Origin of the sequence: Streptomyces sp. V3I7, from assembly GCF_030817495.1 — a bacterium.
Classification (GTDB): domain Bacteria; phylum Actinomycetota; class Actinomycetes; order Streptomycetales; family Streptomycetaceae; genus Streptomyces.
The window spans coordinates 3802801-3813316 of the sequence record NZ_JAUSZK010000001.1 but is presented as its reverse complement, the minus strand read 5'-3'; the positions used below and the strand labels follow the sequence as shown (position 1 = coordinate 3813316).

Here is a 10516-nt window from a genome sequence, read left to right as displayed (position 1 = left end):
CTATCAGCCTTCGACGAGCGCCTTCCGCAGTCTTTCCTCGTTCACGCGCCAGAAAGTGTGCTGTTCGCCATCGACCAGAACGACCGGAATCTGCTCCCAGTACCGGTCGTGAAGCCGCTGATCCTCGGTGATGTCCCGGGCCTCCCACGGCACTCCGAGATCACCGCAGACCCGCTCGACGACCGACTGTGCGTCATCACACAGATGACAGCCGGGCTTACGGACGAGGGTGACGAGCCGATCCTGGGGCGAAACCGGGGACTTACGGCGGAAGAAGGGGCTCATGCAGGCCATTGTCCCGCTCTTTAACGGCCCCGCCGCGCAGAGTTCACAGCCCGCGAACCTCTCCGCGCGGGAAGCCCCCGACCGACTGGCTATGCTCACGTCATGGCCGCTCTCGGATGGCTCACTCCCCGTAGGCGCTCCGCCACGGCGCGAAGCGTGTTGGCAGGCGAGGCCTCGGCGGAGGCAGCCCGCAAGTCCTCGCAGGACACCACCCCCGACTCCCCGGAGGAGGAACCGGAGTTCCCGGTTCTCGGCGACGACAGGGCCGCCGCCTTCTTCGACCTGGACAACACCGTCATGCAGGGCGCCGCGCTGTTCCACTTCGGCCGCGGCCTGTACAAGCGGAAGTTCTTCGAGACGCGCGACCTCGCCAGATTCGCCTGGCAGCAGGCGTGGTTCCGGCTGGCCGGGGTCGAGGACCCCGAGCACATGCAGGAAGCACGTGACTCCGCGCTGTCCATCGTCAAGGGCCACCGCGTCGCCGAACTCCAGGTGATCGGCGAGGAGATCTACGACGAGTACCTGGCCGACCGCATCTGGCCGGGCACCCGGGCGCTGGCCCAGGCCCACCTGGACGCGGGCCAGAAGGTGTGGCTCGTCACCGCCGCCCCCGTGGAGATCGCCACGGTGATCGCCCGCCGGCTCGGACTCACCGGAGCGCTCGGCACGGTCGCCGAGTCCGTGAACGGCGTCTACACCGGCAAGCTGGTCGGCGAGCCGCTGCACGGCCCGGCCAAGGCGGAGGCGGTGCGCGCACTGGCGGCGGCGGAGGGCCTCGACCTCTCCCGCTGCGCGGCGTACAGCGACTCCCACAACGACATCCCGATGCTCTCGCTGGTCGGCCACCCCTACGCGATCAACCCGGACGCCAAGCTGCGCAGGCACGCCCGCGAGAAGGACTGGCGCCTGCGCGACTACCGCACCGCCCGCAAGGCCGCGAAGGTCGGCATCCCGGCCGCGGCGGGCGTGGGCGCGGTGGCCGGCGGCACGGCGGCGGCGATCGCCCTGCACCGGCGCCGCCGGTAACCGTCCGTACACGAAACAGCCGAGGGGCTGGAGGCACCGCCTCCAGCCCCTCGGTTTTTGTGTCGGCGGTCCCAGCGGCCCCGCACTTCGACGAAAGTGGCCCCTTTTCGATCAACAAACGATCGGACTACGACTCCTGTTGGGGCGTCAATCGGCTACAGAAGCGACGTAATCGATGATTTGAGCAACTGGGCGTAGCGGTGCCTGCACGAAGCGTTATTCTCCTCAGACGCAATCCGGTACCCCTCCGTCGCCACGACGGGTGAACGGTCCCGTACTGCACGTGATGGAAGCTCTGCCTCTGGGAGTCCCGTGTACCCACACGTCGGGGTTGACGCCTCGGGCCTGGCTACGCTGCGCGCAACGGTCCACAGCCTGTTGCGCGGCTTCGTCCCCACCGCGTACGCCGTCCCCGCCTTTGCCACCGCCGCGCCCGTGAGCCCGGCCTACGCCCTTGCCGAGCCCAGCGCCGCGGTCGGCAGAAGAGGGCGCTCCAGCGGTGCGGCCACCGCGCGCCGTCCCGCCGCGGACAGCGACAGCGCCCGGATGATGGACCTCGTCGAGCGCGCCCAGGCCGGCGAGGCGGAGGCCTTCGGCCGCCTCTACGACCAGTACAGCGACACCGTGTACCGGTACATCTACTACCGGGTGGGCGGCAAGGCGACCGCCGAGGACCTGACGAGCGAGACCTTTCTGCGCGCGCTGCGGCGGATCGGCACCTTCACCTGGCAGGGGCGCGACTTCGGCGCCTGGCTCGTCACGATCGCCCGCAACCTCGTCGCCGACCACTTCAAGTCGAGCCGTTTCCGGCTGGAGGTCACCACCGGCGAGATGCTCGACGCCAACGAGGTCGAGCGCTCTCCTGAGGATTCGGTCCTCGAGTCCCTGTCCAACGCCGCCCTCCTCGATGCCGTACGACGTCTCAACCCCCAGCAGCAGGAATGCGTCACGCTCCGGTTCCTCCAGGGGCTCTCGGTCGCGGAGACGGCCCGGGTGATGGGCAAGAACGAGGGCGCCATCAAGACCCTCCAGTACCGGGCCGTCCGCACCCTCGCGCGACTGCTGCCGGACGACGCACGTTGACGACGGAGGACGCGCACTGAAGACGGGCACGGTCGGCGACATTCAACTCACGTTCCGTGAAGGCGCGTTGAGTTCCTGATCCGATCATCCGCCGTCCGTAACCCAAGTGCCGCACCAGTCGTTGTGCGGGATACAGGCTCCCTGTGGTCACGTCCCGGCCTTCCCTGATCACTCGATCGTGTGGCGACGGCTCAGGGGCCGTGCAACCCTCAGGACCCCCTGGGGAGTCGACCGTCATGACGAGAGGAGGTGCCGCCAGTGATCGCGAACGTTTCGGCACACCGGCGGGCGAACGCCTTCGCCCAGGACCTGGAGGAGCAGTCCGCCCGGGACACGGCGGCCGAGCGGTCCGATGGACCGGCGGGACCGGCCGCGGGCGCTGCGGAACCGACCGAGCGGGGCACGTTGCTGGCCCTGGCGGCAGGTCTCGGCGCACTGCCCCGGCCGCAGCTCGACCCGGAGGTCAAGACCGTCCAGCGCGCGCAGCTCGTGGCCGCGATGGAGGCCATGCTCCAGGAGGGCGGGGCGGCGGACTCTCCGGTGCCCGAGCAGCGGTCGCACCGGGCGGCCAAGGGCGCACACCGGGCGAGCCCGCTGGGCAAGCTGCGACCGCGCTCACGGCTGAGCAAGGGGCTCGCCGCGGGCGGACTCAGCGTCGGAGTCGCCGCGGGCGCCTTCGGCGGAGTCGCCGCCGCGAGCTCCGGCGCGCTGCCCGGCGACTCCCTGTACGGGCTGAAGCGCGGCATGGAGGACTTCAAGCTCAACCACCTCACCGACAGCGACGACGCGCGCGGCCGGCTCTACCTCGACCAGGCCTCCACCCGGCTGAACGAGGCCCGCCGGCTGATGGACCGCGGCCGCGGCGGCGACCTCGACCACGAGTCGATCGGCGAGGTCCGGCGCACGCTGTCCGGGATGCGGCACGACGCCTCCGAGGGCCACCGCCTGCTGCGCGAGGCCTACGAGCGCGACCCGGACTCCCTGGGCCCCATCCAGGCCCTCTCGACGTTCTCCCGGTCCCACCGCGAGGTGTGGGGGCAGCTGCGCGACAAGCTGCCGGTCCAGCTCGGGGACGTGAGCGACGAGGTCTCGTCGGTCTTCGACGCCATAGACGAAGATGTCGCGCCGCTCCAGTCCCTGCTGCCACAGCCGTCGCCCGAGACCGGCGACGACAGCCACCAGGGCTCCGGTCCGGCGTCCCCCGGCTCCTCCGGCACCCACCGGTCGGCCCCGCCCCACACCGGCGACAGGACCTCGCCCGGCCACCAGTCCAGCGGCAGCCCCAGCGGCGCCGCCTCGGACAGCGCGGACGACGGTCTGATCGGCGGCAGCACGGGCGGCCTGTTCGACCCGCCGAAGAACTCCGGCAGCGCCTCCCCGTCCACCACCAAGCCCCCGGCCGGCGCCCCGGACGTCACGGTCCCGCCGCTCCTCCCGGGCCTGCTCCCCGGCCTGGGCATCGACAGCGACGACGCCGACTAGCTCGTACGACCGGTACGACCACGACAGCGGGGGCGCCCCTCATGGTGAGGGACGCCCCCGTCGTCGTACGCGCGAGGCGGTGCGGCTCAGAAGAACACCGACCGCCGCTGCACCAGCAGCTTGTAGAGCGTGTGCTGGATCTGTTCGCGGACCTGGTCGGTCAGGTTGAACATCAGCATCGGGTCCTCGGCGGCCTCCGGCGGGTAGCCGTCCGTCGGGATCGGCTCGCCGAACTGGATCGTCCACTTCGTCGGCAGCGGGATCGCGCCGAGCGGGCCGAGCCAGGGGAAGGTGGGCGTGATCGGGAAGTACGGAAAACCCAGCAGCCGCGCCAGCGTCTTCGCGTTGCCGATCATCGGGTAGATCTCCTCGGCCCCGACGATCGAGCACGGGATGATCGGCGCGCCCTTGCGCAGCGCCGTGGAGACGAAGCCGCCCCGGCCGAACCGCTGGAGCTTGTAGCGCTCGCCGAAGGGCTTGCCGATGCCCTTGAAGCCCTCGGGCATCACCCCGACCAACTCCCCCGCCCCGAGCAGCCGCTCGGCGTCCTCCGCGCACGCCAGGGTGTGCCCCAGCTTCCGGGCGAGCTCGTTGACCACCGGCAGCACGAAGACCAGGTCCGCGGCGAGGAGCCGCAGATGACGCCCCGCCAGGTGGTGGTCGTGCACGGCGACCTGCATCATCAGCCCGTCCAGCGGGAGCGTCCCGGAGTGGTTGGCGACGATCAGGGCACCGCCGTCGGACGGGATGTTCTCGATGCCCTTCACCTCGACCCGGAAGTACTTCTCGTACACCGGCCGCAGCAGCGACATCAGGACCTGGTCGGTGAGTTCCTCGTCGTAGCCGAAGTCGTCGACGTCGTAGTCGCCGGTCAGGCGCCGCCGCAGGAAGGCGAGTCCGCTCGCCACCCGCTGCTCCAGCCCGCCGTCGTCCGGCCCGCTCTCGTCCCGTCCCTGCTGTTCCACACCGTTCACGTGCCCCGCGTCCTGCGCCGGGAACCGGCCGGGCAGGGGCTGTACGTCCCCGCCCCCACGCAGGCGCCCCGTGCCTCGGCGCCGCTGCGGCCGCGGGACGGCGCTCCCGCGGGAGCGGTCGTCGTCGAACGGAATGACCTTGGCGTCCGCCATCGTTGATGCGCTCCTCAATTGACCCTCGGTCGGTCCTCGATCGATCCTCGGTCGGTCCTCGGTCGGTCCTCGGTCGGTCCTGGATTGACGCTCAGTCGGCGCTCTGCGCCGGAAGGGCGCTGCCCGGCACGGAGAGCGCGGCGAGCCGGTCGACGGCCCCAGCGACGGCCTCCGGCGGCAGCAGCCCGGGGCCGCGGCTGCGCGCGAAGTCCGCGAACGTCTCCGCGGTCGTGAATCCCGGCCGGAAGCCCAGCGTCTCGCGCATCTGGTCCGTCGCCACGACCCGGCCGTGGGTGAGCAGCCGGATCTGCTCGGGCGAGAAGTCCGTCACCCCGAGCATCCGCACCAGGGAGCCGGCCCAGGTGAGCGCCGGCAGCAGCATCGGCACGGTGGGCCGCCCGAGCCGCCGCGCGCACTGCGACAGCAACAGCGCGCCGTCGCCCGCGATGTTGAAGGTGCCGCTGTTGAGCGTGCCGCGCTCCGGCTCGTTCGCGGCGATCCGCAGCACCTCGATCACGTCGTCCTCGTGCACGAACTGCAGCCGCGGGTCGTAGCCGAGGACCGTCGGCAGGACCGGCAGCGAGAAGTACGCGGCGAGCGGCGTCTCCGCGGCCGGCCCGAGGATGTTGGCGAACCTCAGCACGCAGACGGCCACGTCCGGCCGGCGCCGCGCGAATCCCCGTACGTACCCCTCGACCTCGACCGCGTCCTTGGCGAAGCCGCCGCTCGGCAGCGACTTGGCGGGCGTGGTCTCGGTGAACACGGCGGGGTCGCGGGACGCGGAACCGTACACGTTCGTACTGGACTTGATCACCAGCCGCTTGACCGCCGGGGACTTCTGGCACGCCCCGAGCAGCTGCATGGTGCCGATGACGTTGGTCTCCTTGACCGTGCTCCGGCTGCCGCTGCCCAGCGCGGTGCCGGTCACGTCCAGGTGGACGACCGTGTCGGCGCCCGTCTCGGCGAGCACCCGCGCGATGGTGGGCTGCCGGATGTCGGCCTGGACGAAGTCGGCGTCGCCCAGCGGGTGCTCGGGCGGCAGCGCGTCCACGGCGACGACCCGCTCCACCCGTGGGTCACGCTGGATCCGCCGGACGAACCGGCCCCCCAGCTGACGGGCCACTCCGGTCACCAGCACGACGTTCCCCAAGATCAGCGCCTTCCCTCCGTTGCCCGTCTGCGGGCCAACTTAGCGAATCGATGTTGCGCTGTGATGACCACCCGATGCATGAAGTGACGAAAGGGCCCGTATGGGATCAGGCGGTCCGGAAAAGCGTGTGGCCCCCCACCGGTGCGGTGGGGGGCCACAGACGGCTCGAACGCCGTATTACTTCTTGTTACGGCGCTGAACGCGCGTGCGCTTGAGCAGCTTGCGGTGCTTCTTCTTGGCCATCCGCTTGCGCCGCTTCTTGATAACAGAGCCCACGACTACCCTCGCTCACTTCTCATCACTCGGTGCTGGGCGCCATGGGCCCATACGACCTACGAGGGGCTAGCCTACCCGCCCGAGCGCTGAGGTCGTAATCGAGGTTCCCGGGGAGATCATCGGCGCCTTCCCGGCGATCACCCGGAGCCGCCGTCAGGCCGTCTCCACCCCCACATAGCTCTCACGGAGGTACTCGTGCACCGCTTGCTCGGGGACGCGGAAGGACCGCCCCACCCGGATCGCGGGCAGATGACCGCTGTGCACCAGGCGGTACACGGTCATCTTCGACACTCGCATCACCGAGGCGACCTCCGCCACGGTAAGGAACTGAACCTCGTTCAGAGGCCTCTCGCCAGCTGCAGCCATGACACACCTGAACCTTCCGCACTCGACGGCCACCGGCTTCCCCTTCCGGTGACTCTTCGTCGTTGCGTGCTCACTCCCCAATGTAGGGGCGGGTGATGCGAGTGGGGAAGAGGTGCACCCATCGGCGGCCTACTGTGACAGACACGCTCGATTGAGTACGTAGCGGGTAATCGGACGGTAGTAAGCCGACCGCACACCATCATCAAGTGGAACGACGACGGACACGGACCCCTCGGCCTCCCCCACGAAGAGCGCGGGGTCATCCGTATCCGCCAGCCCCATGGCCTCGAACCCCAGCTGACCTGCTCCGCAGACCCACCCGTGGTCTCCCACCACGAGCTCCGGCAACGGCCCGCCGGCCTCGGCCACGGCGGCCAGCACGGTACGAACCGGGAGCGGTGAGTGCGTGTGTGCGCCGGGCTCACCAGCGGGGCGCCCGAGACCGGCTTCGCGGACGAGGGCAACGCCTCGTACGTAGTCGAGGCTGTGCGTACGTAGACCGAACCGGGTCGTTATGTCGACACGGCGGCCCTGCGCGGGGGTGAGGACATCACATCCCGCCGCCGACAACGCGTCTGCCAAGGCGGCGTAGAACCCGGTCAGACGGTGCGGGTGCCCGGTCCCGAACAACACGGGTGTCCCCCGCCGCGCCGCGACCCCGATCCGCTCGGCGAAGGCGTCCAGCGCGGCCAACGTCCGCTCAGGATCGATCACATCATGACCGGATGTATCCCTGGGGTCAGCCGAAACCCCGCACTTGTCCGCCATCAACCCGATCAGATCCCGCTGTCCCCATACCCATTCGGGATCGATCCCGATCAGCACACGAGGGTCCCGAGCCGCGAAGAGCCGATAACTCCGCAGACTCACCTCCCGCGCCGTAGCCACCCGCCCAGCCAACCGAGCCGCAATCAGATGGGCCCGCAATTCCCCGGTGCTCAACACCCAAGCGATGCTGGCGGATTGGAAGGGGCCGGACCTCGGAAACGGGGAAAGTCTGCACAGTTGGCGTAACGGAGGCCACCCCCAGCCGGTCCGGCGCTTGAGGACGAGGCCGTTCAGGCCGATACGGGGACGGCGAAGTCTCCTACGGCAACAGACCCCGCAGCGGGAACGCCGCCCGGCGCGTAGCCAGTACCGCCTGGTCCAAGCGGTCAGCGGGATCGTAGCCCTCGTCCCAGGACGTCCACGACACCGGCCACCGCCCATCCGTCATCCGCCCCGGCCCCAACTGCCGCGTGCGCGCGAACACTTCCTGCCGCCACCCCTCGGGAACCAGCGTCTCCGGCGCCACCGGCCTTCCCGCCGCGATCCCCACCAGGTGCGCCCACGACCGCGGCACGACGTCCACCACCTCGTACCCGCCCCCACCGAGCGCCACCCACCGCCCCTCCGCACAGGCATGCGCCAGCTCATGGCACGCCAGCTGCACCGCCCGCTGCGCGTCCAAGGACACGGCGAGATGAGCGAGCGGATCCTCGAAGTGTGTATCGGCCCCGTGCTGCGTCACCAGCACCTGCGGCCGGAACTCCGCCAGCAGCTCCGGCACCACCGCGTGGAACGCCCGCAACCACCCCGCGTCCCCCGTCCCCGCCGGCAGCGCCACGTTCACCGCCGAACCCTCTCCCGCCCCGGCCCCGGTCTCCTCCGGCCACCCGGTCTGCGGGAACAGCGTCCGCGGATGCTCGTGCAACGAGATCGTGAGCACCCGCGGGTCCTCCCAGAACGCCGCCTGTACCCCGTCCCCGTGATGCACGTCGACGTCCACGTACGCGACCCGCTCGGCCCCCAACTCCAGCAGCCGCGCCACGGCCAAGGCCGCGTCGTTGTACACGCAGAACCCCGACGCACCCCCGGGCATCGCATGATGCAGCCCGCCCGCGAAGTTCACCGCGTGCGCCACGTCCCCGCGCCACACCGCCTCCGCCGCCCCCACCGACAGCCCGGCGATCAGCGCGGACACCTCGTGCATCCCGGCGAACGCCGGGTCGTCCATCGTCCCCAGCCCGTACGACCCGTCCGCCGCCCCCGGATCCGCCGACGCGGCCTTCACCGCGTCGATGTAGTCCTGCCGGTGGACCAGCCGCAGCGTCGAGTCCCCGGCCGGCCGCGCGGCGACGACGTCCACCTCGCGATCGAGTCCGAGGGCGCTGACCAGCCCCCGGGTCAGCGTCAGCCGGACCGGATCCATCGGATGGTCCGGGCCGAAGTCATAGCCCGTTACTGCCTCGTCCCACATCAGCTGTGCGCGGCCGCTCATGCCCGCCACCGTATCGGTCCGGTTGAGCGCCGAACGAACGCGCGCACACCAGCGTCGCCAGCACCAACACCATCGGTACGAGCATCGCCCCGCGATAGCTCCACGCCTCCCCCACCGCTCCCACCAACGGCGAACCGACCAGGAAACCGACGTAGTTGAAGACGTTCAGCCGAGCGACCGCCGCGTCCGAGGCCGCCGACCCGTGCCGCTCCACGGCCAGCCGCCCCGCCGCCGCGAACGTCTGCGGCACCAGCACGCACAACCCGAACCCCAGCAGCATGAACCCGGCCATCCCCACCCACGCCCCGGACGCCCCGGCCACCACCGCGAACCCGAGCGCCGCCACCAACGCCCCCGCCCGCACGACCGCCGCGGCCCCGAACCGCCGTACCCCCAGATCCCCGACGCCCCGCCCCACCAGCATGGTCACCATGTAGACGTTGTACGGAACCGTCGCCAGCTGCTCGGAGCTCCCCAGCACGTCGTCCAGGTACTTGGCACTCCAGTTGGAGACCGTCGAGTCCCCGATGTACGCGAAGGTCATCACCAGACACAGCGGCAACAGCCAGCCGAACCCGAAACCCCCACCGCCCTCCGACCCGGCCCCCGCCGCGCCCTCCCCGTCGACGTACCACCGGCTCCCCACCAACACCGCCGGCAGCAGCACGAGCACCACTGGCAGATACGCCACCCACAGCGCGAGCTGCCAGTGCGCCCCGGCCCATGCCAGCGAGGCCCCCACGATCCCGCCCAGGCTGTACGCGCCATGGAACCCGAGCATGATGCTGCGCCCGTACGCCCGTTGAAGGCTCACCCCGAGCATGTTCATCGAGGCATCCAGCACCCCCACGGCCAGCCCGAAGACGCCCAGGGCCACCGCCAGCCCCGCCAGTCCCGCGCCCGCGCCGACCCCGAGCAGCGCCAGCAGCACGACCGGCTGGGACCACCGCAGCAGCCGGCTCGCCCTCACACGCTTCACCAGCTGCTCGGCCGACACGCTCCCGAGCCCGGCCAGAACCGGCACGGCGGCGAGGAAGGCGGGCAGCAGCGCGTCGGAGACGCCGTAGCGGTCCTGGATGGCCGGGATCCGCGTCACCAGCAGGGCGAAGGTGGCCCCCTGCGCGAAGAAGCCGAACGCCAACGAAACCCTGCCGCGCCGCAGCACATCAGCCATGCCGGCGAGAGTAGGGCCCCGGACCGGCGCTGAACAGACCCTCCAAATGTCCCGCAAACGCAGAAAACCCCCGTACCGATATCCCGGCACGGGGGTTTTCTCAACAATAGTTCGGCGGCGTCCTACTCTCCCACAGGGTCCCCCCTGCAGTACCATCGGCGCTGTGAGGCTTAGCTTCCGGGTTCGGAATGTAACCGGGCGTTTCCCTCACGCTATGACCACCGAAACACTATGAAACTGACAACCAGACCACGCTCTGTGAAACGTGGGGCTGTTCGTGGTTTCAG

The 10516-nt window shown here is 70.4% G+C and carries 11 protein-coding genes and 1 rRNA gene; 3 read left to right on the top strand and 9 right to left on the bottom strand.

What is annotated here, in order from left to right; all coding sequences use genetic code 11:
• Positions 1 to 3: 3 nt before the first annotated feature.
• On the bottom strand, positions 4 to 294 hold the full coding sequence (locus QFZ74_RS17870; protein ID WP_307621820.1) for a glutaredoxin family protein: 291 nt from the start codon (positions 292 to 294) through the stop codon (positions 4 to 6).
• A gap of 93 nt (positions 295 to 387) precedes the next feature.
• Between QFZ74_RS17870 and QFZ74_RS17865 the strand changes: the two genes are divergently transcribed.
• The 3 genes from QFZ74_RS17865 (at position 388) to QFZ74_RS17855 (ending at position 3876) form a co-directional block, all read left to right on the top strand.
• Positions 388 to 1311 (top strand): HAD family phosphatase, encoded by a 924-nt coding sequence (locus tag QFZ74_RS17865; protein WP_307621819.1) that lies wholly within the window; start codon positions 388 to 390, stop codon positions 1309 to 1311.
• Positions 1312 to 1623: 312 nt separating this feature from the next.
• Positions 1624 to 2394, top strand: coding sequence for an ECF subfamily RNA polymerase sigma factor, BldN family (locus QFZ74_RS17860; protein ID WP_307621818.1), 771 nt, complete (start codon positions 1624 to 1626; stop codon positions 2392 to 2394).
• A gap of 258 nt (positions 2395 to 2652) precedes the next feature.
• Positions 2653 to 3876: a DUF5667 domain-containing protein gene (locus tag QFZ74_RS17855; protein WP_307621817.1), complete on the top strand. Its 1224-nt coding sequence runs from the start codon at positions 2653 to 2655 to the stop codon at positions 3874 to 3876.
• Positions 3877 to 3962: 86 nt separating this feature from the next.
• On the opposite strand, the gene QFZ74_RS17850 is transcribed toward QFZ74_RS17855, so the two are convergent.
• From QFZ74_RS17850 to rrf, 8 genes are all read right to left on the bottom strand, one after another.
• The gene (locus QFZ74_RS17850) at positions 3963 to 5003 is read right to left on the bottom strand and encodes a lysophospholipid acyltransferase family protein (RefSeq protein ID WP_307621816.1); all 1041 of its coding nucleotides are present in this window, start codon (positions 5001 to 5003) and stop codon (positions 3963 to 3965) included.
• 91 nt (positions 5004 to 5094) lie between these two features.
• Positions 5095 to 6153: an NAD-dependent epimerase/dehydratase family protein gene (locus QFZ74_RS17845; protein ID WP_307621815.1), complete on the bottom strand. Its 1059-nt coding sequence runs from the start codon at positions 6151 to 6153 to the stop codon at positions 5095 to 5097.
• A 177-nt stretch (positions 6154 to 6330) separates the two neighbouring features.
• Entirely contained in the window at positions 6331 to 6429 is a 99-nt protein-coding gene (locus QFZ74_RS17840) for a 30S ribosomal protein bS22 (RefSeq protein WP_003948845.1), read from the bottom strand.
• Positions 6430 to 6582: 153 nt separating this feature from the next.
• Positions 6583 to 6795 (bottom strand): helix-turn-helix domain-containing protein, encoded by a 213-nt coding sequence (locus tag QFZ74_RS17835; RefSeq protein ID WP_004984898.1) that lies wholly within the window; start codon positions 6793 to 6795, stop codon positions 6583 to 6585.
• A gap of 129 nt (positions 6796 to 6924) precedes the next feature.
• Positions 6925 to 7740 (bottom strand): phosphatase, encoded by an 816-nt coding sequence (locus tag QFZ74_RS17830; protein ID WP_307621814.1) that lies wholly within the window; start codon positions 7738 to 7740, stop codon positions 6925 to 6927.
• Between the two features lie 142 nt (positions 7741 to 7882).
• Positions 7883 to 9055, bottom strand: coding sequence for an acetoin utilization protein AcuC (locus QFZ74_RS17825; protein WP_307621813.1), 1173 nt, complete (start codon positions 9053 to 9055; stop codon positions 7883 to 7885).
• Positions 9006 to 10229 (bottom strand): MFS transporter, encoded by a 1224-nt coding sequence (locus tag QFZ74_RS17820; RefSeq protein WP_307621812.1) that lies wholly within the window; start codon positions 10227 to 10229, stop codon positions 9006 to 9008. Before QFZ74_RS17820 ends, QFZ74_RS17825 begins: the two co-directional genes overlap by 50 nt.
• A 109-nt stretch (positions 10230 to 10338) precedes the next feature.
• Positions 10339 to 10455, bottom strand: a 5S ribosomal RNA gene (gene rrf, locus QFZ74_RS17815).
• Positions 10456 to 10516: the final 61 nt, after the last annotated feature.